Raw genomic sequence first — 19,131 nt, forward strand, 5'->3', positions numbered from 1 at the left:
TGCGGGATCGTGAGTCTCACCCTCGGTATCGTCGGCCTGCCCAACGTCGGCAAGTCCACCCTGTTCAACGCGCTGACCCGCAACGACGTGCTCGCCGCGAACTACCCGTTCGCGACGATCGAGCCGAACGTCGGCGTCGTGCCGCTGCCGGACCCCCGGCTGGACAAGCTGGCCGAGCTGTACAAGTCGGAGAAGACGGTCCCGGCCGTGGTGTCCTTTGTGGACATCGCGGGCATCGTGAAGGGCGCGTCCGAGGGTGCCGGGCTGGGCAACAAGTTCCTCGCGAACATCCGTGAGGCCAACGCGATCTGCCAGGTCATCCGCGTGTTCGACGACCCGGACGTCGTGCACGTCGACGGCCGGATCGACCCTTCGAGCGACATCGAGACAATCAACACCGAGCTGATCCTCGCCGACCTGCAGACCCTGGACAAGGCGCTGCCGCGGCTGGAGAAGGAAGCGCGGACGAAGAAGGAGAACAAGCCCGCGCTGGACAACGCCCAGAAGGCGAAGGAGATCCTCGACGCCGGGCGCACGCTCTTCCAGGCGCAGAAGGAGGTCGACTTCGAGGCGTTGCGGGAGCTGAGCCTGCTGACCACGAAGCCGTTCCTCTACGTCTTCAACGCCGACGAGTCCGTGCTCACCGACGACGCCCGCCGCGAGGAGCTGACCAAGCTGGTCGCGCCGGCGGACGCGGTGTTCCTCGACGCGAAGGTCGAGGCGGAGCTGCTGGAGCTGGACGACGAGGAGTCGGTCCGCGAGCTGCTCGAGTCGGTCGGCCAGCCGGAGCCGGGCCTGTACTCCCTGGCCCGCGCGGGCTTCCACACGCTGGGCCTGCAGACGTACCTGACGGCGGGCCCCAAGGAGTCCCGCGCCTGGACGATCCCCCAGGGCGCGACGGCACCCCAGGCGGCGGGCGTGATCCACACGGACTTCGAGCGCGGCTTCATCAAGGCGGAGATCGTCTCCTACGACGACCTGATGGAGGCGGGCACGATGGCCGCGGCCCGCGCGGCGGGCAAGGTCCGCATGGAGGGCAAGGACTACGTCATGGCCGACGGCGACGTGGTGGAGTTCCGCTTCAACGTCTGATCACCGGTTGTTACTTTCATTGGACGCAGGATATGCTGCGTCCAATGAAAGCTTCGCCGAGCCTGCTGCCCCTGCTGCGATCGCGCATGCAGGGCGAGCTGCTCGCGCTGGTCCTGCTGCACGCCGATCGCGAATACAGCATCACCGAGCTCGCCGAGGCCTGCGGCGTCACGCCCACGGCCGTACTGCGCGAAGTCGAGCGGCTGGTCGGCGGCGGCATCCTGGAAGACCGGCGGGTGGGCCGGAGCCGGCTCGTCAAAGCCCGCACGGACACCCCGCTCTACCGTCCGCTGAGTGACGTCATCGCGGTCACGTTCGGGCCGATGTCCCTGCTCGCCGAGGCCCTGTCCGGGCTGGCGGGCGTGCGCGAGGCCTACATCTACGGGTCCTGGGCCGCGCGCTACAGCGGCGAGCCGGGACCGCCGCCCGGCGACGTCGACGTCCTCGTCGTCGGTTCGCCCGATCCGGACGAGCTCTTCGACCTGGCCGAGAACGCGTCGCGACGGCTGGGCCGCGAGGTCAACGTGCATCGCATCTCGCCCGAGTCGTGGGCGGCGGACACGACGGATCCGTTCCTCACCAGCGTTCGTGATCGTCCGCTGGCCCGGCTGAACCTCGACCAGGAGTCCTGATGCCGCAGTGGAACCAAGGGCGCGAACGGATCGACGCGTTCATCGCGCGCGGCGCCATCGAGCACGTCCCCGCGTCGCGGGAGGCCGCCGAGGCCGAGCTGGTCCGGGCCCGCACCCACCTCGCTTCGGCGCGGCAGCTGCAGGACACGGACCCGGAAGGCGCTTACACGCTGGCCTACGACAGTGCCCGCCGCGCGCTGGCGGCCGTCCTGCAGAACCAGGGGCTGCGGGTGACGAGCCGCGGTGGCCACGTGACCGTCTACGAAGCGGTCCTCGCGCAGCTGGATCCGCCGCTGGGACACGTTCTGCGGCCCTTCAACCGGATGCGGGCGCGTCGCAACGAAGTCGCGTACCGGTCTTCGGAGGCTCCGTCGATGACGGCCGAAGATGTGGCGGCCGACGTGCCGAAGGTGCTGGCGCTCATCGAAGTGGCCGAGAAGGCCATTCCCAACATGCCGAGCTACTGAAGCCGGCCTGACCCGGAAGCCGGGCCGGCGACCGGCTCAGCCGAGGAGGCCCATCAGGGCGATCGCGATCAGCACGACCGCGGGGGCGAGGGCGTTGATCCAGGCGCGCTGGGCGGGGGTGAGAGCGGCGGTGCTGTTCATAGCGTTTCCTAGGGCCGAAACCGATGCTTCCGCCCTGCTCAGCGCGCTGATCTTGCCCTTCGTTAGCGGCTGTGATCGAAGTCACCGGCATCCGGGTGACGGCGTCCGCGGGCGGTGAACCAGACCACCCCGCCCGCCGCCGCCACCATCGCCGCGAATGCCGCCGTTCCCACCACGATCGCCTGGGTCACTGCCGTCCCTCCATAGCAAAGCTGTTTACCGAGAGACGCCGAAACCGCGGAAAAGTGCACTCAGAGTTACCGGGATCACAAAGAAGAGAGCACCGCGTCGATCTCCGACGCCAGGGCGAAGTCCTTCTCCGTCAAACCGCCCGCCGAGTGCGTCGAAAGCCGGAACGTCAGCGTGCGCCAGCGGATGTCGATGTCCGGGTGGTGGTCGGCCGCTTCGGCCAGCACCGCGACGCGGTCCACCACCTCGATCGCCTGCGGGAAGCTCGCCAGCTCCGCCTCGCGCGAAATCACCGCGCCGGCCCGCGTCCAGCCGGCGCCCAGCCGTTCGTCGGCCTCGGCGTCGCTCAAGATTTCCGTCATGTCTCCATGGTCGTACGTCCTGGACTACGCTGCACGGTTGCCACGGGAGTCCGGTCAGCCGGGCTGAGAGGCGGGTCACCCCGCGACCGTTCGCACCTGACCGGATCATGCCGGCGAAGGGAGGGCTTTCCCTCCTCGTCCGGAGAAGTGCAGGAGGGTAGATGAAGAGCAGGGCTGTTCGCGCCGCGACGGCCGTCGCCGCCGTCAGCGTCGTCGCCGCGGGGTGCTCGCTGTCGGACGGTGACGGTGGCACGCAGCAGACGCCCACCGTCACCCTCGTGACGCACGACTCCTTCCTGGCGCCGCAGGAGGTGCTCGACGCCTTCCAGAAGCAGTCGGGCATCAAGATCTCCGTGCTCAAGCAGGGCGACGCCGGATCGCTGACCAACAAGCTCGTGCTGACCAAGGCCAACCCGATCGGCGACGTCGCGTACGGCGTCGACTCGACGTTCGCCTCGCGCGCGCTCGCCGAAGGTGTCTTCGAGCCCTACACCAGCCCCGAGGCCGACCGCGGGCCGCAGCGCTACGCCGTCGACCCCGAGCACCGGCTGTCCGCGGTCGACGTCGGCGACGTCTGCGTCAACGTCGACACGAACTACTTCACGAGCAAGGGGATCGCGGCGCCGGAGTCCTACGACGACCTCGCCGACCCGAAGTACAAGGACCTGCTGGTCGCCGAGGACCCGGCGACGGCGTCGCCCGGGCTGGCTTTCTTCCTCGGCACCATCGCGAAGTACGGCGAAGCCGGCTGGAAGGACTACTGGGCGAAGCTGAAGGCCAACGGGCTCAAGGTCGTCAGCGGCTGGGAAGAGGCCTACACCAAGGACTTCTCCGGCTCGTCCGGCAAGGGGCCGCGCCCGATCGTCGTCTCGTACGCCTCTTCGCCCGCCGCCGAGGTCGGCGACGACGGCAAGCCGCGCACCAAGGCGCTGCTCGACACCTGCTACCGGCAGGTCGAGTACGCCGGCGTGCTGGCGAACGGCAAGCAGACCGAAAGCGCTCGCAAGGTCGTCGACTTCCTGCTGTCGCAGCAGTTCCAGGCGACGGTGGCGGCGAACATGTACGTCTACCCGGCGCGCCAGGGCGTCGACCTGCCCGCGGGCTGGGCGCAGGTCGCGCCGCTGCCGCAGAAGCCGCAGTCGCTCACGGCGGACCAGGTGCAGGCCGGACGCGAGAAGTGGATCGGCGAATGGCGCACGCTCGTGCAGTCCTAGCCCCACCGCGGACTGCCCGCGGCCTCGGCCTGGCACTGCTCGGCCTGGCGCCCATCGGGTTCCTGGTGGTGTTCTTCGCGTGGCCGGTGCTCGCGATCATCGGGCGCGGGTTCGCCGCGGGCGGCCTCGACGTCGTCCTCGGCGACGCGCGGACCTGGCAGCTGGCCGGGTTCACCGTCGCGAGCGCGGCCGCGTCGACGGTCGTGGCCGTGGTGGCCGGGCTGCCGGTGGCGTTCCTGCTCGCGCGGGTGCGGCTCCCCGGTGTCGGCCTGGCGCGGACGCTCGTGCTGGTGCCGTTCGTGCTGCCGACCGTCGTCGTCGGCCTGGCGTTCCGGGCGCTCTGGCCGGACGGCGGCGTGCTGCCCATCGTGCTGGCCAACGCGTTCTTCAACGTCGCCGTCGTCGCGCGGACCGTCGCCGGGCTGTGGGCGCGGCTGGACTCGCGGACGACCGACGCCGCTCGCGCGCTGGGTGCGTCACCGTGGCGGGCCTTCCGCTCGGTGACGCTGCCCGCGCTGGCGCCCGCGATCGCGTCCGCCGCGGCCGTCGTGTTCCTGTTCTGCGCCACCAGCTTCGGCGTCGTCCTGATCCTGGGCGGGGCGCGCTACCGGACCCTGGAAACCGAGATCTACCTGCGCACGGTCGACCTCCTGGACCTGTCCGGCGCGGCGGCTCTATCACTGATCCAGTTCGCCGCCGTCGTCGCAGCTCTGGTGCTCGGCGGCCTCGCGCGACGGCGCAAGGACAGCGCCCGGATCGGGTCCGGGGGGACGCGGCGGCCGCGTGGCGGCGAGTGGTGGGCCGTCGGTGCCGCGGGGGTCGTCCTGGCGTTGCTGGTGACGCCGATCGTCGCGCTGCTCCTCGAGTCGGTGTCCGGTGCGAACGGGTGGAGCCTCGCCGGTTATCGAGCGTTAACCAGTACCGGCGAGAAGGGTGCGCTGCAGGTGTCCGGGTGGGACGCCGCGGTGAACTCGCTGAAGGTGGCGATCGACGCGACGCTGCTCGCGATGGTCGTCGGCGTGCTCGCGTCCGTGGTGCTGGTGGCACTGCGCCGGTCGCCGGCCCCAGCCGCGCGCGGACTGGGCGAGACGATGGACGCCGTCCTGATGCTGCCGCTCGGGGTGTCCGCGGTGACCGTCGGGTTCGGCTACCTGGTGACGCTGGACGCGCTGCCGGGCGACCTCCGGACGTCGCCTTACCTTGTACCACTGGCGCAGGCGCTGGTGATCATCCCGCTGATCGTGCGGATGGTGCTGCCCGTGCTGCGCTCGGTCGACGTCCGATTGCGGCAGGCCGCGTCGACGCTCGGCGCGAGCCCGCTGAGGGTGTGGCGCGAGATCGACCTGCCGCTGACGCTGCGGCCACTGGTCGCGGCGGCCGGCTTCGGGTTCGTCGTCGCGCTCGGCGAATTCGGCGCGACGAGCTTCCTCGCCCGGCCGACCGCGCCGACGCTGCCGGTCGCGATCGCGTCCCTGATGGGACGTCCGGGGGAGCTGAACAACCAGATGGCGTACGCGGCGTGCGCGCTGTTGATGCTCGTGACGGTGCTGGCGGTCGCGCTGATCGACCGGCTTGGGCGCGGCCGGGTGGGAGAGTTCTGATGGCGCTGTCGGTGCGTGACCTGACTGTCCACTACGGATCGTTCGCGGCGGTCCGCGACGTCCGCCTGGACATCGCCGACGGCGAAGTCTTGGCCCTGCTGGGGCCGTCGGGGTCGGGCAAGTCGACGCTGCTGCGCGCGATCACGGGACTGGAGCCATCGGCGCGGGGTGCGGTGAGCTGGGACGGCGACGACCTCGGCGCGGTCCCGGTCCACAAGCGCGGCTTCGGCCTGGTGTTCCAGGACGGCCAGCTGTTCGGCCACCGGGACGTCGCGGCGAACATCGCGTTCGGGCTCCGGATGCACGGGTTGCCGCGGTCTTCGTGGGCGCCGCGGGTCGCCGAGCTGCTGGAACTGGTGGGGCTCTCGGGCTTCGAACGACGGCGTGTCACGGAGCTGTCGGGCGGCCAGGCCCAGCGGGTGGCGTTGGCGCGCGCGTTGGCGCCGAAGCCGCGGTTGCTGCTGCTGGACGAGCCGCTGTCCGGTTTGGACGCGGGGTTGCGCGAACAGCTGGCGATCGACCTGGCGGACCTGTTGCGGCGCAGCAAGATCACGGCGCTGCTGGTGACGCACGACCAGGAGGAGGCGTTCACACTGGCCGACCGGGTGGCGGTGCTGGACGCGGGCGAAGTGCGCCAGGAGGGAGCGGTCCGCCGGGTGTGGCGCAACCCGTCGGACGACGACGTGGCCCGGTTCCTGGGGGTGACGACGTTCGTGGAGGGCGTGGTGGCCGGCGGAGTGGCGCATACATCTCTGGGCGACGTGGGGTTGCCGGAGGCGGAGGACGGCCCGGTGCGGCTCGGTCTGCGCCCGCACGCGCTGCGGGTGGCTGCGTCCGGAGTGGACGGTGAGGTGGTGGCGGCGGTACACCGGCGCGAGCACGTGCGGCTGGTGGTGAAGCTGAGCGAGTCCACTGTGGACGCGGTAGCCCCGGCGGCTTCGGACCTGCGGGCGGGGGACGCGGTGAAATTGGAGTTCGACCCGGACGGCGTGGCCTTGGTGGGCTAGGAGACGCCCACAGAGCAGCCCCCACCCGATCCCGGGGGGCAAAGTCGCACGTGCTCATCCCCGCCTCTGCTCAGGGCGCACTGGAAGGTGAAAGTCTCCTTCGGCTCGCGCTTCAAGCCGGAACGGCGATCGGCCTCGGCCGTTGGAGGACGCGGCTGTGCCGCGAATGCGTCATTCGAGACCTCCCACGTCCCGAATGCGACATTCGCGACCTTCAAGTCCTGGCTGCTGCCAGGGCTGGATCGCGCCACTCGGGACCCGGACGGCGTGGCCTTGGTGGGCTAGGAGACGCCCACAGAGCAGCCCCCACCCGTTCCCGGGGGGCGTCCCCAGGCCAAGTCTACCGGCCCGGCCCGGGGAACAAGCGCCGCTCGCAGATCTGTGGACAACTCCCCGCCTGTGGATGGGGAACTTGACAAATCAGCCGTCGCGGGTGGACAAGCGGGCGTACGCCAGCGACAGCCCGATCACGATGTAGCAAGCCGCCCGCAAAGCCCCCTCGCCCAGCAGCTGTCCACCCATCGGGTCCTGCAGCACCTCCGCCGGTGCCATCGACCAGTTCTGCGTCAACAGGAACGGGTGCAGCCAATCCAGCGACGTCAAGAACCCCAGGATCGTGAACACGATGTCGGCCGCCAGGACCGACGCCACCACCAGCATCGGGTGTTCCGTCCAGCTGGAGATCGCCAGCGCCACCGCGCCGACCGCCCACAGCTGCAGCACCACCCAGCCCGCCACCAGCAGGATGCGGGCCAGCGCGCCGCCCAGGGACAACGTCGTGCCCGACAGCGTGAACAGCGAGTCCGTCCCGTTGATGATCAGGCCGGTCACCACGCCCGTCACGCACATCGCCAGCACCGAGACCACCGACACCGTCGCGACGCCGAACGCCTTGACCGCCAGCAGGCGGCCGCGGCCGACCGGGGCGATCAACCAGCCGCGCAGGGTGCCGTGGGCCGTCTCGCCCGCTATCGCGTCCGCGCCCGCCATCGCCGAGGCCAGCGGCAGCAGCAGCGCCAGGGACATCACGATCGCCGCGATCGGCAGCACGAACGCGTTGTTCACCGCGGACGCCAGCAGCGCTCCGCCGCCGTCGTCCGGGCCGCCGCCCTGCGAACCCGTGTCGTCCACCAGCGTCAGGCCGACGCCGATCACGATCGGGATCAGTGCCAGCAGCCCCAGCACGGCCAGCGTGCGCGGCCGCCGGAAGATCCAGCGCAACTCCGCGGCCAGCAGCCGCGGCAACGGCACCGTGTCATGGCCCGTGCGAACCGCCGGTACCTCCAGGACCGCCGTCATTCCGCCCCCTCCGTCAGCCGCGCGAACAGGTCTTCCAGCCCGGTGCGGGCCCGCGTCGCCTCGTGGACCGCGACCCCCGCGCCCACCAGGACCTGCAGCACGCGCGGTGCTTCGGTCGCCGTGAGGTCCGCGCGGACGCCGTCCGGGGTCAGCCGGACGCCGATCCGGTGCTCGCGCAACACCTCCACGGCCTTTTCCGCGTCCGGCGTGCGGACGAGCAGCGCCGCGTTGCCGGACTCCAGCAGCTCGGTCAGCTCGCCCTGCGCGACGACGTTCCCGGACTGCAGTACGGCCACGTGCGTGCACGTCGCCTCCACCTCGGCCAGCAGGTGCGACGACACCAGCACCGTGACGCCCGCCGCGTGCAGCTCGGCGACGATCCTGCGGATCTCCCTGGTACCCGCAGGATCGAGGCCGTTGGTCGGCTCGTCGAGCACGACCATCTTCCGCGGCACGAGCAACGCCGAAGCGAGCCCGAGCCGCTGCTTCATGCCGAGCGAGTAGCCCTTGTAGCGTCGGCGCGCGGCGCCGGTCAGCCCGACGCGCTCCAGCGCCGCGTCCACCGCGGACGGGATCCCGGCCGACGTCAGCCGCGGTTCCGCCGCGGCGAAGCGCAGCAGGTTGTCGCGCCCGGACAGGAACGGGTGGAAGCCCGGCCCCTCGACCAGCGCGCCGACGTCCGGCAGCGCGTGCGCCGCGGCGTCCGGCATCGGACGGCCGAGCAGCTCGACTTCGCCCTCGGTCGGCCGGACCAGGCCGAGCAGCATCCGGATGGTGGTCGTCTTGCCCGAGCCGTTCGGCCCGAGCATCCCGACGACCGCGCCCTCCGGGATGTCGAGGTCGACGTGGTCGACCGCGACGGTGCTGCCGTAGACCTTGCGCAACCCCCGCGTGCGCGCGGCCAGGGGAACCGCCGGGGCGGACACCTCCGAAGAGACGTCCGCCCCGGTTTCCGCAGTCGTGCTGGTCACTTCTGGCCCAGCGCTTCGTAGAGGACCTGCTCCGGCACCGCGCCGGCGGCGAAGCGGCCGTCGTCGGTCAGCACTGCGCTGCCCACCTTCGTGGTGACGAGGTAGCCGCTGCCCCACGCGCCGTTGACCTTCTTGGCGAAGCGCTCGAGCAGCGCCTTCGGGTCGGCGTTGCCGCCGCGGCCTTCACGGCCGGACTGCTGCTTCGGCGCCGCGTTCAGCGCGTCCGCCGGGACCTTGCCGGTGACGACGGTGTCCCAGCCGTCGCCGACGACCTTGACGTCGTCCTTCGCCTGTTCGGCGAGGGCCTTGTCCTTGTCGTCGATCGTCGGCGTCTTCTCCTGCACCTTCGCGCCCTTCGGCGGGGTGAAGGTGAAGAGGTCGGCCGGCTGCTGCGTGAACTCGATCTCGCTGAACGCGACCTCGAGGGCCGGCGTCGACGTGCCGTTGCTCAGCACCGACACCCGCAGCGGCATCCGCGTCTGCGAGTCGACCGCGACGCGGATCTCGCGCAGCAGCGTCCGCTCGCTCGGCTTCGGCGTCAGGACCAGCTCGTAGGCGGGGCGGTCGGCGACGGTCGCGGTGCCGTCGACCGACACCGTGCTGCTCTCGCGCACCTTCGCCAGCAGCTCGGTCGACGCCGCGACCGGGTCGGCCAGCTTCTCGCTGCCCGCGCCCTTCTGCTTGGCCACGTCGGCCGGGATGGTCACCTTCGTCGCGGTGTTCGTCTTGGAGCTGTAGTCCCAGACGGTCGTGCCGTCGTGGACCACGGTCTCCTGGCTCGCACCCTGCGTGGCGGCCAAGCGGCTCTTGCCGGCGCCGTCGCTGAAGATGTGCGCGGAGTCGATGTTCAGCGCCGACGCCCCCGGCAGCGCGCTCCCCACCGACGGCAGCCCCAGGTCGTTGCTGATCTTCACCGTGCCGTCGAACGCGCCCGGCTTCGCCTTCAGCACCGACTGGACCAGGTCTTCGGCGCTCACCTGCGGCAGCGCCGGCTTGTCGTCGGCGCTGGCCGGCATCGCGACGAACGCGAGCCCGCCCGCACCGAGCGCGGTGCCGACGACCGCGGCGGTGATGCCCTTCGTCTTCGGTTTCATGCGTCTCTCCCTGTGGTGTCCCGGGCTCGAGTGTGCCCGGCTCCCTGGCCACGACGCTTCCCTCTCGAGGCTGAGATACCCCTGAAGGTTCTCCCTCCCCGGCTGAGATCGTGCTGAGAGCTGACGCACGACCTGCGGAAACCGGCCATGATGAACCTCGTGAAACCTCGGGTGCTGGTGGTCGACGACGAACCGGGCGTGCGGAAAGCACTGCAACGCGGGCTGCGCGCGGAGGACATGGACGTGGTCACCGCCGCGGACGGGCCGACCGGCCTGCAGCTGGCGAGCACGGGCTCGTTCGACGTCATCCTGCTCGACATCATGCTGCCGGGCCTGTCCGGCTACCGCGTGCTGGAGCGGCTGCGCAAGGACGGCGTCATGACGCCGGTGCTGCTCGTCTCGGCCAAGGACGGCGAGATCGACCAGGCCGACGGCCTCGACCTCGGCGCCGACGGCTACCTCGTCAAGCCGTTCTCCTTCGTCGTGCTGGTCGCGCAGGTCCGGGCGACCCTGCGCCGCGCCGGGCCGGAAGCGGGCCGCGGCACGCTGCGGCTGGGCGCGCTGGAGGTCGACCGCGGGCTGCGGCAGGTGCACTGGAACGGCGAGGAGGTCGGGCTGAGCCCGCGCGAATTCGCGCTGCTGGAGGTGCTCGTCGGTCGCGCCGGCACGGTCGTCACGAAGGACGAGCTGCTGCGCGCGGTCTGGGGCGAGGAGCAGGCTGTCACGCGCAACCTCGTCGAGGTCTACGTCGGATACGTACGACGTAAGTTGGACGCGGTCGGCGCGGGCGCGTTGCTGCGGACGGTCCGCGGGCACGGCTACCTCGCCTCCGACGCGCAACTCGACGAGGTCATCACCCCGTGATGCCCTGGTGGCGGGGCCGGTCCCTGCAGGTCCGGATCACCCTGCTGGCCGCGACGATCACCCTGGCCTGCCTGCTCGGGCTGGCCGCGCTGGCCGCGTCGAACCTCTCCCCGCTGCTCATCGGCTCGGTCGACCGCGAGCTTTCGGCCGCGCTCGGCCCGGCCGGCGCGGAGGTGAGCGCCGGGCGCCCGCTATCCGGCGCGGCACCGGTGACACTGCGGGTGCTCGACATCGCGGGCACGCCGGTGGACGGTGGCACCCCCGCTGGCCTTACGTTGTACGACGTCTCGACTTTGAAAGCCGGACAGCCGGTCCAGCGCGACGGCGCGCGGTACCTGGGGACGGTCGTCAGCGCGCCGGACGGGTCGCAGCGGCTGGTCGTGGCCGGCGCCGGACTGGTCGGGTTCTCCGCGGCGGTGCACTACGGCGGCGTGTGGCTGGTGGTCGTCGCGTCGGTCGGGGCGCTGGTCGCCGGGTTCGCGACGTGGCTGGTGGTCCGGCTGTCGCTGCGCCCGGTGGCGCGCATGCGGGGTTCGGTGCGCGCGCTGCCGCCGGGGGCGCGGCTGGCGCTGCCGGACTCGCACGACGAGCTGCGCGCGCTGGCGGAGGAGTTCAACGCGCTGCTGGAGCGCCAGGAGCAGGCGGCCGAGCGGCTCCGGCGGTTCACCGGCGACGCGGCGCACGAGCTGCGGTCGCCGGTCGCGTCGATCCGGGTGCAGGCCGAGGTCGCGGTGACGAACCCGGACCCGGAGCTGTCCCAGGAGACGTTGTCGGACATCTTGACCGAGGCCGAGCGGCTGTCCTCGCTGTTGGACGGGTTGTTGTCGCTGGCGCGGTCGGACGCGGGGGAGGTGCCCGCCGCTTCGCCGGTGGAGCTGGTGAGCGAGGTGCGCGCGGCGGTGGCGCGGCTGCCGGCGGGGGCGCCGGAGACGCGGGTGAGCAACGCGGTCGCGCAGGCGTGGGCGTCGGCCGCACACGCGGAGGTGGAGCTGGTGCTGGACAACCTGCTGCGCAACGCGTGCCGCTACGCGCGCGGGGAGATCGTGGTGTCGGTGCTGGCGTCGCGCTCGTCGGTCCGGGTGGTGGTCGACGACGACGGCCCGGGCATCGCCCCGGAACACCGCGAGAAGGTGTTCGACCGGTTCTACCGGATTGCTGACGACCGGGCGCGGTCTTCCGGTGGGACGGGGCTGGGGCTGGCGATGGTGGCGGAGACCGTGCGCCGCCGGGGTGGCCGGGTGCAGGTGGGCGAGTCCCCGGACGGCGGGGCGCGGTTCGTGGTCGTGTGGCGGGCGGCCGCGGGGGAGGCCGGCTGAGGGGCCGGGTGGTCGGGCGGTGGCTGGGTTGTCCACAGGCTGGTTGTGATGTGGATAGTCGGGCGGCGGCGGCGATCGTCGGGCGGGTTTTGTCGGATGGCCTCGATAGGCTGGAGCGGGGCGGACCCCCAGGGCGGGTGGGCCCTGCTCGGGGGTGGCCGTGGCTGGGTTGCCCACAGGCTGGTTGTGATGTGGACAGTCGGTCGCCGGCGGCGAACTTCGGGCGGGTTTCGTCGGATGGTCCCGATAGGCTGGAGCGGGGCGGACCCCCAGGGTGGGTGGGCCCTGCTGGGTGGTGGCCGTGGCTGGGTTGCCCACAGGCTGGCCGTGATGTGGATAGCCGGGCGCCGGCCGCGGACTTCGGGCGGGTTTCGTCGGATGGTCCCGATAGGCTGGAGCGGGGCGGACCCCCTGGGAGGGCGGGCCTTGCCCGGGTGGGTCGCGCGCGGCGGCCGGGGAACGATCGCCGGCGCGGCCGGGGGTGGGGCTTCCGGGTAGATTCCGGGGCTGTGAACGGTGTGATCGTGGGTGCCGCCCTGGTGCGGGACGGCAAGCTGCTCGCCCAGCAGCGGGCCTGGCCGCCGAAGCACAGCGGGCAGTGGGAACTGCCCGGTGGCCGCGTCGAAGAGGGCGAGTCCGAGGCCTTCGCGCTGGCCCGCGAGTGCAGCGAGGAACTCGACGTCGTCATCGAAGTCGGCGCACGCGTCGGGGAGGACGTCCCGCTGCCCGGTGAGAAAGTCCTCCGCATCTATGCCGCGACGCTCGTTTCGCCCGGCGAAGAGCCGCGGGCCGTCGAGCACCGGGCCGTTCAGTGGCTCGGGCTCGACGACCTCGACGACGTCGACTGGCTGCCCGCCGACCGGATCCTGCTCCCGGCCCTGCGCGCGCTGCTCAGTCAGCGCCTCGAATAGCGCCTCAGTTGGCGCCGATCATCCGCAACGCCGCGTCGAGCCGGTGGGACCCGCGCTCGCGGGCCCGCTCCGCACCCGCCTTGCGGACCCGGTCCAGCTCCGCGACGTCGTCGAGCAGCGCCGACGCCCGCGAGCGCAACGGCCGCAGCTCCTCGATCACCGCGTCGGCGACCGCGTCCTTCACCGCCCCATAGGACGAAAACGTAGAAGCCAGGTCCTCCAGTGACCCACCCCGGCACGCGGCCAGGATCTCCAGCAGGTTCGCCATCCCCGGCCGGGTGTCCGGCGCGTGCACCGGGACCGTCCCGCCGTCGGTGACCGCGCGGCGGATCTTGCGGCGGATCTGGTCGGGCTCGTCGAGCGCGAACACCACGCCCGCCGCGTCGCGCGCCGACTTCGACATCTTGCGCGTCGGGTCCGCGAGGTCCTTCACCCGCGCTCCCGCCGGCGGCAGCACCGCGCGCGGGATCGTGAACACGTCGCCGTACGTGCCGTTGAAGCGCTTGGCCAGCGTGCGCGTCAGCTCGACGTGCTGGCGCTGGTCCTCGCCGACCGGCACCTCGTCCGCACCCTGCAGCAGGATGTCCGCGGCCATCAGGGCCGGGTACGTCAGCAGCGACAGCCGCACCCCGGCCTGTCCCTTGGACTTCTCCTTGAACTGGATCATCCGCGCGGCCTCGCCGTAGTTGCAGGTGCACTCCAGTACCCACGTCAGCGCGCCCAGCTCGCGCGCCAGGTCGGACTGGACGAACACCCGCTCGGGATCGATGCCGGCGGCGATCAGCACCGCCAGCTGCTCGTGCGCCAGTGATCGGAGTTTCGCCGGGTTGTGCGGCGTCGTCATGCCGTGCAGGTCGGCGACGAAGTACAGGTCGTCCGCGCCGCCCTCGCGAGCCCAGCGGCGCACGGCCCCGAGGTAGTTGCCGAGGTGGACGTGGCCGGAGGGCGTGATGCCGGACAGCTTGCTCATGGACTTTCCTTCCGAGGTGGGACCACCCCGGAGAAGGCATGAAAAAGGCCGCCCGTCCGGGGCGGCCGCTGGTGATCAGCGCAGGACTAGACGGCCGCCGAGGGCGGCCACCAGCTGGACGTCTGCGCGTGCATGCACCCAGCATAGCCGAGACCGTCACCACTCGGTATCGCTCGGACGCGGGATCGGCCGCGCGGGTCTACCGTCTTAACCATGTATGTCGTCCTGCTGAACTACACGGCCCCGATCGAGGAAATCGACTACGCGCTCCCGGACCACGCCGAGTGGCTGAACAAGCAGTACGAGCACGGCCACTTCCTGGCGTCCGGGCGGCGGAACCCGCGCACCGGCGGCGTGATCATCACGCGGCCGATGTCCCGCGGGAAGCTCGACGCCATCCTGGCGTCCGACCCGTTCTGCGTGAAGCACCTGGCGCAGTACGAGGTCATCGAGTTCTCGCCGACGAAGACCGCGCCGGAACTCCGGCTGCTGAACGAAGCTGTGCCCCACTAAGCAGCGAGATCGAGCTTCGCCTTCTTCAGAGCCAATACCGGGCACTTCTTGCAGCGCGGCTTCGACCGGCAGCACTTCTTCTTGACCTTGCCGGCCTTCATCAGCTTGCGCACGACCTTCCGCGGGTCGTCGTGCTTCTTGCCCACGCGCACGCACCTTCCGGATCGGCGACCTCCACCGGGTTTCCACGTTAGGTCAGCCTAACCGCCAGGGGGCGTGGGGCCGCTCACAATGGGGTGGCAGGTATCCTGGGTGAGGTCCGCGTGTGACCAGAGCCGGTCACGGATGCCTGAACGGCTTGCGCGGCCACCCACCCCTTGAAGTTCAGGAGTTCTCGCGTGCCCGCAGCCAGCGCTACCGTCGAAACCGGCCGGCCGACCGGTAAGACCCGGCCCGACCTGCGCAACGTCGCGATCGTCGCCCACGTCGACCACGGCAAGACCACGCTCGTGGACGCGATGCTGCGCCAGTCCGGCGCCTTCGCCGAGCGGGCCGAGGTCGTCGACCGCGTCATGGACTCCGGTGAGCTCGAGCGGGAAAAGGGCATCACCATCCTCGCGAAGAACACCTCGATCCACCGCCAGACGCCCGAGGGCCAGGTGACGATCAACGTCATCGACACCCCCGGCCACGCCGACTTCGGCGGCGAGGTCGAGCGCGGCCTGGCCATGGTCGACGGCGTCGTCCTGCTGGTCGACGCGTCCGAGGGCCCGCTCCCGCAGACCCGTTTCGTACTGCGTAAGACGCTCGAGGCCGGCCTGCCGGTGATCCTGCTGGTCAACAAGACCGACCGCCCGGACGCCCGGATCGCCGAGGTCGTCGAGGAGACCCACGACCTGCTGCTCGAGCTGGCCAGCGACATCGAGGACGCCGACCACGACGCGATCCTCGACCTCCCGGTCGTCTACGCCTCCGCGCGCGCCGGCAAGGCGAGCCTGGAGCAGCCCGCCGACGGCGAGATCCCCGAGAGCGAGAACCTCGACCCGCTGTTCGACACGCTGCTGCGCCACGTCCCGCCGCCCGCGGCCGACCTCGACGCGCCGCTGCAGGCGCTGGTCACCAACCTCGACGCGTCGAACTTCCTCGGCCGCATCGCGCTGATCCGCATCCACGCCGGCAAGCTGCGCAAGGGCCAGACCGTCGCCTGGATGCGCGAAGACGGCACGACGCAGAACGTCCGCATCTCCGAGCTGCTGGTCACCGAGGCGCTCACCCGCGTCCCGGCGACCGAGGCCAGCGCGGGCGAGCTCGTCGCCATCGCCGGCATCCCGGACATCACGATCGGCGACACCCTCGCCGACTCCGACAACCCGGTGGCGCTGCCCCGGATCACCGTCGACGAGCCCGCGATCTCGATGACCATCGGCGTCAACACCTCGCCGCTCGCCGGGCGCAACGGCGGCGACAAGGTCACCGCGCGGCTGGTCAAGGCCCGCCTCGACCAGGAGCTGATCGGTAACGTCAGCATCCGCGTCCTGCCGACCGAGCGCCCCGACACGTGGGAGGTCCAGGGCCGCGGCGAGCTGGCGCTGGCCATCCTCGTCGAGCAGATGCGCCGCGAGGGCTTCGAGCTGACCGTCGGCAAGCCGCAGGTGGTCCTGCGCACGATCGACGGCAAGCTGCACGAGCCGTTCGAGCGCCTCTACATCGACTCGCCGGAGGAACACCTCGGCGCGATCACCCAGCTCCTGGCCGCCCGCAAGGGCCGCATGGAGGACATGAGCGGCAACGGCACCGGCCGGATCAAGCTGGAGTACGTGCTCCCGTCGCGCGGCCTGATCAGCTTCCGCACCGACTTCCTCACCGAGACCCGCGGCACCGGCATCGCGAACCACGTGTTCGAGGGCTACTTCCCGTGGGCGGGCGAGATCCGCACCCGCCACAGCGGCTCCTTGGTCGCCGACCGCACCGGCCCGGTCACCGCGTACGCGATGATCCAGCTGGCCGACCGCGGCACGTTCTTCGTCGAGCCGGGCGCCGAGGTGTACGAGGGCATGGTCGTGGGCGAGAACCCGCGCTTCGAGGACCTCGACATCAACATCACCAAGGAGAAGAAGCTGACCAACATGCGTCAGTCCTCCGCCGACGTGATGGAGACGCTGGCCCGCCCGCGCAAGATGGGCCTCGAAGAGGCGCTGGAGTTCTGCTCCGTCGACGAGTGCGTCGAGGTCGCGCCGGAGGTCGTCCGCGTCCGGAAGGTGACTTTGGACGTCAATACCCGTGCGAAGGAGCGTTCGCGCGCGAAGAGCCGCGACAACGCCTGACCGTCGAATAGCGTAAGAACCTCCCGGTGTTCCCCACCGGGAGGTTTTTTCGTTGCCCATCCGTCACGGTGGGTGGAGAATAGGCCGACGGGACGTCACGAATTCCGCCGTTCTTCTCCTTATATCTTTATAGGGGTCGGGGGCTGGTGTTCACCACCGCGTGAATCCCGGACCGTGTCCGGCGCGTGTTCGTTCCGCCGTTCCGGAACGGTCCGGGAACCCGGACGGTGCTCCGCGCGTCCTTTCCCATAGCGGCACCCAGGGGTGCCGGACCCGGCCGATCCGGGTGTGGGAATCTCGGTTCCGGCCGCGGACGCGGCCGTGGGAGCATGGCTGACCCGATCGGCGGAATCTGGGGAGGAACGGGGCGTGCGGGTGAATCGCAAGGCGGTGCCGGTGCTGGCGCTCGCGACCGTGCTGGTCACCGCCTGCTCGAACACCCCGCCGCCACCGGTGGTGTCGTCGTCGGTGCCGCCGGCCTCGACCACCGGCAAGACGCCGTCGCAGATCGTCGTCGGGGTCGACGACGTGCTCGGCGGGTACAACCCGCACAACCTGGCCGACTCCTCGCAGGTCACCTCGGCGCTGTCGCAGCTGCTGCTGCCCTCGGTGTTCCGCCAGAAGGACGACGGCAGCACCCAGCTCGACAAGAACCTGATGAAGTCCGCCGAGGTGGTCTCCCAGCAGCCGTTCGTGGTCGCCTACGAGATCCGGCCGGACGCGTCCTGGTCCGACGGCGCGCCCATCGCCGCGGAGGACTTCGACTACCTGCGCACCCAGATGCGCGACCAGCCCGGCGTGATCGAGCCCGCCGGCTACCGGCAGATCACCGACCTGCAGTCCCGCGAAGGCGGCAAGCGCGTCGAGGTCACCTTCGCCAAGCCGTACCCCGGCTGGCAGACGCTGTTCTCCGACCTGCTGCCCGCCCACCTGCTCAAGGACGCGCCCGACGGCTGGCGCGGGGCGCTCGCGTCGAACTTCCCGGCCATCGCCGGCCCGTTCTCGATCAAGAGCCTCGACACCGCCCGCGGCGAAGTCATCCTCGAGCGCAACGAGCGCTACTGGGAGAAGCCCGCCGCGATCGACCGGATCGTGCTGCGCCGCTCGGACCCGCAGACCCTGCTGGCCGCGCTGCAGAGCGGCAACGACCAGTTCGCGCTGGCCAGGACGACCGGCGACCAGCTCAAGCGGCTCGGCGACCTCGGCCCGGCCGTCAAGCTGCACACCGTGGCCCGGCCGCTGGTCGCCGACGTGCTGCTGCGCCCGGTCAGCGCCACCCTGCAGGACGCCCAGGTGCGGGCCGGGATCGCCGCGCTGATCGACCGGACCAAGCTGATCACCGAAGGCGTCAACGGCGGCCCGTCGTCGCAGCTGCATGCCGACGCGCAGGTGACGGCGCCGTCGGTGAAGGGCTACGCGGCCACCATCCCGCCCGGCCCGCCGACCGCGCCCGACGTCGCGAAGGCCGAGCAGTCGCTGACGGCGGCGGGCTACGCCAAGACCGCGGGCACCTGGCGCAAGAACGGCAAGGCGCTCTCGCTGGTCGTCGCCTCGCCGGGCACCCAGGAGCCGTACGCGACGATCGCCAAGGAGCTCACCGGCCAGCTGGCCGCGCAGGGCGTCGAGGTCAACGCGATCACGCCGCAGCCGCGCGACCTGTTCAGCGGCCTGCTCGCGATGCCGGTCGTCTCCGGGGTCCAGCAGCCGACCGGCGACTCGGCGGGCAACGTCGGGGTCGACATCGCGGTCGTGCCGCAGGCGGTCGGCGGCGACACGGCGTCGGTGCTCGCCTCGACCTTCGGCTGCCGCCCCGAGCAGACCGCCACCGGCGTCGACCGGACGAAACCCGTCGTTCCGGGCAATTCGGCGGGTTTCTGCGATCCGGCGCTGCAGCCGTCGATCGACGCGGCGCTCTCCGGTTCGACGCCGATCACCGAGGCGCTCACCACCCTTGAGCCTGAACTTTGGCGGCAGAACGTGGTGATTCCGCTGTTCCAATCGGCTGACACCCTGGCGATCGGTTCGGGCATCTCGGGCGTGACACCCGGTCCACCGATGGTGGGCCCGTTCGGGTCGGCCGTGAACTGGACTCGCGGCCCGAAGTAATCGTTCGGGTACGCATTCAGTACTACCGGGTGATCTTGACGCACGCCTTCGAGTGGGACCCGATGAATCCGTGAGGTAACCGTCGTATTTCTGGATGTCGGCTGGAAGTCACCCTTTG

General features: G+C 71.1%; 19 protein-coding genes and 1 riboswitch. Of the genes, 12 read left to right on the forward strand and 7 right to left on the reverse strand.

Annotated elements, in window-relative coordinates; all coding sequences use genetic code 11:
- Positions 1-9: 9 nt before the first annotated feature.
- Genes ychF through ACIQWX_RS12435 form a run of 3 tightly spaced genes read left to right on the forward strand, consistent with a single transcriptional unit; the run spans position 10 to position 2,191 of the window.
- Entirely contained in the window at positions 10-1,092 is a 1,083-nt protein-coding gene (gene ychF / locus ACIQWX_RS12425) for a redox-regulated ATPase YchF (protein ID WP_400868694.1), read from the forward strand.
- 44 nt (positions 1,093-1,136) lie between these two features.
- Positions 1,137-1,724, forward strand: coding sequence for an ArsR family transcriptional regulator (locus ACIQWX_RS12430; protein ID WP_400868696.1), 588 nt, complete (start codon positions 1,137-1,139; stop codon positions 1,722-1,724).
- The gene (locus ACIQWX_RS12435) at positions 1,724-2,191 is read left to right on the forward strand and encodes a hypothetical protein (RefSeq protein WP_400868698.1); all 468 of its coding nucleotides are present in this window, start codon (positions 1,724-1,726) and stop codon (positions 2,189-2,191) included. Before ACIQWX_RS12430 ends, ACIQWX_RS12435 begins: the two co-directional genes overlap by 1 nt.
- A gap of 203 nt (positions 2,192-2,394) precedes the next feature.
- Here ACIQWX_RS12435 and ACIQWX_RS12440 read toward each other — a convergent pair whose 3' ends face one another.
- Positions 2,395-2,523, reverse strand: coding sequence for a hypothetical protein (locus tag ACIQWX_RS12440; RefSeq protein WP_400868700.1), 129 nt, complete (start codon positions 2,521-2,523; stop codon positions 2,395-2,397).
- Positions 2,524-2,598: 75 nt separating this feature from the next.
- Positions 2,599-2,883 carry a 4a-hydroxytetrahydrobiopterin dehydratase gene (locus ACIQWX_RS12445; protein WP_400868702.1) on the reverse strand — a complete coding sequence of 95 codons (285 nt, stop codon included), beginning with the start codon at positions 2,881-2,883 and terminating at the stop codon, positions 2,599-2,601.
- A 32-nt stretch (positions 2,884-2,915) separates the two neighbouring features.
- Positions 2,916-3,023, forward strand: a riboswitch (TPP riboswitch).
- A 21-nt stretch (positions 3,024-3,044) separates the two neighbouring features.
- Between ACIQWX_RS12445 and ACIQWX_RS12450 the strand changes: the two genes are divergently transcribed.
- Genes ACIQWX_RS12450 through ACIQWX_RS12460 form a run of 3 tightly spaced genes read left to right on the forward strand, consistent with a single transcriptional unit; the run spans position 3,045 to position 6,705 of the window.
- Complete coding sequence (locus ACIQWX_RS12450) at positions 3,045-4,097, forward strand: thiamine ABC transporter substrate binding subunit (RefSeq protein ID WP_400868704.1); 1,053 nt, start codon at positions 3,045-3,047, stop codon at positions 4,095-4,097.
- On the forward strand, positions 4,073-5,698 hold the full coding sequence (locus ACIQWX_RS12455; RefSeq protein WP_400868706.1) for an ABC transporter permease: 1,626 nt from the start codon (positions 4,073-4,075) through the stop codon (positions 5,696-5,698). Before ACIQWX_RS12450 ends, ACIQWX_RS12455 begins: the two co-directional genes overlap by 25 nt.
- Entirely contained in the window at positions 5,698-6,705 is a 1,008-nt protein-coding gene (locus ACIQWX_RS12460; RefSeq protein ID WP_400868708.1) for an ABC transporter ATP-binding protein, read from the forward strand. Before ACIQWX_RS12455 ends, ACIQWX_RS12460 begins: the two co-directional genes overlap by 1 nt.
- Positions 6,706-7,125: 420 nt before the next feature.
- On the opposite strand, the gene ACIQWX_RS12465 is transcribed toward ACIQWX_RS12460, so the two are convergent.
- Genes ACIQWX_RS12465 through ACIQWX_RS12475 form a run of 3 tightly spaced genes read right to left on the reverse strand, consistent with a single transcriptional unit; the run spans position 7,126 to position 10,069 of the window.
- Positions 7,126-8,004, reverse strand: coding sequence for an ABC transporter permease (locus tag ACIQWX_RS12465; protein WP_400868710.1), 879 nt, complete (start codon positions 8,002-8,004; stop codon positions 7,126-7,128).
- Positions 8,001-8,975 carry an ABC transporter ATP-binding protein gene (locus ACIQWX_RS12470; protein WP_400868712.1) on the reverse strand — a complete coding sequence of 325 codons (975 nt, stop codon included), beginning with the start codon at positions 8,973-8,975 and terminating at the stop codon, positions 8,001-8,003. The genes ACIQWX_RS12465 and ACIQWX_RS12470 overlap by 4 nt, the downstream gene beginning before the upstream one ends.
- Positions 8,972-10,069, reverse strand: a complete 1,098-nt coding sequence (locus ACIQWX_RS12475) for an outer membrane lipoprotein carrier protein LolA (RefSeq protein WP_400868714.1) — start codon at positions 10,067-10,069, stop codon at positions 8,972-8,974. The genes ACIQWX_RS12470 and ACIQWX_RS12475 overlap by 4 nt, the downstream gene beginning before the upstream one ends.
- Before the next feature lie 147 nt (positions 10,070-10,216).
- On the opposite strand from ACIQWX_RS12475, the gene ACIQWX_RS12480 reads away from it, so the two are divergent.
- The 3 genes from ACIQWX_RS12480 to ACIQWX_RS12490 all read left to right on the forward strand — a co-directional run bounded on the left by ACIQWX_RS12480 (position 10,217) and on the right by ACIQWX_RS12490 (position 13,160).
- Positions 10,217-10,933 carry a response regulator transcription factor gene (locus tag ACIQWX_RS12480; protein ID WP_285476454.1) on the forward strand — a complete coding sequence of 239 codons (717 nt, stop codon included), beginning with the start codon at positions 10,217-10,219 and terminating at the stop codon, positions 10,931-10,933.
- Entirely contained in the window at positions 10,933-12,249 is a 1,317-nt protein-coding gene (locus ACIQWX_RS12485; protein WP_400868717.1) for a sensor histidine kinase, read from the forward strand. Before ACIQWX_RS12480 ends, ACIQWX_RS12485 begins: the two co-directional genes overlap by 1 nt.
- 509 nt (positions 12,250-12,758) lie before the next feature.
- Positions 12,759-13,160 (forward strand): NUDIX domain-containing protein, encoded by a 402-nt coding sequence (locus ACIQWX_RS12490; RefSeq protein WP_400868719.1) that lies wholly within the window; start codon positions 12,759-12,761, stop codon positions 13,158-13,160.
- A gap of 4 nt (positions 13,161-13,164) precedes the next feature.
- On the opposite strand, the gene trpS is transcribed toward ACIQWX_RS12490, so the two are convergent.
- Complete coding sequence (trpS, locus tag ACIQWX_RS12495; RefSeq protein WP_400868720.1) at positions 13,165-14,130, reverse strand: tryptophan--tRNA ligase; 966 nt, start codon at positions 14,128-14,130, stop codon at positions 13,165-13,167.
- A gap of 213 nt (positions 14,131-14,343) precedes the next feature.
- Between trpS and ACIQWX_RS12500 the strand changes: the two genes are divergently transcribed.
- Positions 14,344-14,643, forward strand: coding sequence for a YciI family protein (locus ACIQWX_RS12500; RefSeq protein ID WP_086677642.1), 300 nt, complete (start codon positions 14,344-14,346; stop codon positions 14,641-14,643).
- On the opposite strand, the gene ACIQWX_RS12505 is transcribed toward ACIQWX_RS12500, so the two are convergent.
- Positions 14,640-14,789 carry a hypothetical protein gene (locus ACIQWX_RS12505; protein WP_166641800.1) on the reverse strand — a complete coding sequence of 50 codons (150 nt, stop codon included), beginning with the start codon at positions 14,787-14,789 and terminating at the stop codon, positions 14,640-14,642. The two genes, ACIQWX_RS12500 and ACIQWX_RS12505, sit on opposite strands and share 4 nt — an antisense overlap.
- 192 nt (positions 14,790-14,981) lie before the next feature.
- Between ACIQWX_RS12505 and typA the strand changes: the two genes are divergently transcribed.
- Together typA and ACIQWX_RS12515 are read left to right on the forward strand one after the other, a co-directional pair.
- Positions 14,982-16,907, forward strand: coding sequence for a translational GTPase TypA (typA, locus tag ACIQWX_RS12510; protein WP_400868723.1), 1,926 nt, complete (start codon positions 14,982-14,984; stop codon positions 16,905-16,907).
- Positions 16,908-17,276: 369 nt separating this feature from the next.
- Entirely contained in the window at positions 17,277-19,013 is a 1,737-nt protein-coding gene (locus ACIQWX_RS12515) for an ABC transporter family substrate-binding protein (protein ID WP_400868725.1), read from the forward strand.
- Positions 19,014-19,131: the final 118 nt, after the last annotated feature.

The sequence above is a fragment of the Amycolatopsis sp. NPDC098790 genome, from assembly GCF_044759945.1.
Lineage (GTDB): Bacteria > Actinomycetota > Actinomycetes > Mycobacteriales > Pseudonocardiaceae > Amycolatopsis.

Excerpts from the sequence above, each read along its gene's own strand:
- ACIQWX_RS12430 (WP_400868696.1), top strand. The coding sequence starts at position 1,137 with ATGAAAGCTTCGCCGAGCCTGCTGCCCCTGCTGCGATCGCGCATGCAG.
- ACIQWX_RS12435 (WP_400868698.1), top strand. The coding sequence starts at position 1,724 with ATGCCGCAGTGGAACCAAGGGCGCGAACGGATCGACGCGTTCATCGCG.
- ACIQWX_RS12445 (WP_400868702.1), bottom strand. The coding sequence starts at position 2,883 with ATGACGGAAATCTTGAGCGACGCCGAGGCCGACGAACGGCTGGGCGCC.
- ACIQWX_RS12450 (WP_400868704.1), top strand. The coding sequence starts at position 3,045 with ATGAAGAGCAGGGCTGTTCGCGCCGCGACGGCCGTCGCCGCCGTCAGC.
- ACIQWX_RS12455 (WP_400868706.1), top strand. The coding sequence starts at position 4,073 with ATGGCGCACGCTCGTGCAGTCCTAGCCCCACCGCGGACTGCCCGCGGC.
- ACIQWX_RS12460 (WP_400868708.1), top strand. The coding sequence starts at position 5,698 with ATGGCGCTGTCGGTGCGTGACCTGACTGTCCACTACGGATCGTTCGCG.
- ACIQWX_RS12465 (WP_400868710.1), bottom strand. The coding sequence starts at position 8,004 with ATGACGGCGGTCCTGGAGGTACCGGCGGTTCGCACGGGCCATGACACG.
- ACIQWX_RS12475 (WP_400868714.1), bottom strand. The coding sequence starts at position 10,069 with ATGAAACCGAAGACGAAGGGCATCACCGCCGCGGTCGTCGGCACCGCG.
- ACIQWX_RS12480 (WP_285476454.1), top strand. The coding sequence starts at position 10,217 with ATGATGAACCTCGTGAAACCTCGGGTGCTGGTGGTCGACGACGAACCG.
- ACIQWX_RS12485 (WP_400868717.1), top strand. The coding sequence starts at position 10,933 with ATGCCCTGGTGGCGGGGCCGGTCCCTGCAGGTCCGGATCACCCTGCTG.
- trpS (WP_400868720.1), bottom strand. The coding sequence starts at position 14,130 with ATGAGCAAGCTGTCCGGCATCACGCCCTCCGGCCACGTCCACCTCGGC.
- ACIQWX_RS12500 (WP_086677642.1), top strand. The coding sequence starts at position 14,344 with ATGTATGTCGTCCTGCTGAACTACACGGCCCCGATCGAGGAAATCGAC.